Source organism: Belnapia sp. AC561, from assembly GCF_979252845.1.
The window spans coordinates 1-252 of sequence record NZ_CEEDBP010000347.1 but is presented as its reverse complement, the minus strand read 5'-3'; the positions used below and the strand labels follow the sequence as shown (position 1 = coordinate 252).

The window sequence follows — 252 nt, the reverse complement described above, 5'->3', positions numbered from 1 at the left end:
CCATAGACGCGCGGGTATCTAGGCGAGGCCGCGGCCAAGCGCTAGCGTCCCGCGCATGAGCACAAACGCGTGGTGGGGCCTCGGCCAAAGAGTGGCGCCGCCACGCTTCGTGCTGTTTGCCGTCGTGTTCGCGGCGGCGCTGGCGGTCGGTATTCCCGAATGGGGTCGCGGGCGCGGGGTCATGGCCGCGTTCGATGTCGCCGCGCTCGTCTTCCTGCTCGCGATCACCACGCTGTTCCGCCGCGGCGAGGC

General features: G+C 70.6%; 1 protein-coding gene. It reads left to right on the top strand.

The window, feature by feature from the left end; genetic code table 11:
- Positions 1-55: 55 nt before the first annotated feature.
- On the top strand, positions 56-252 hold a 197-nt coding region (locus AC0IW9_RS31370), incomplete at its 3' end, for a hypothetical protein (protein ID WP_471652198.1).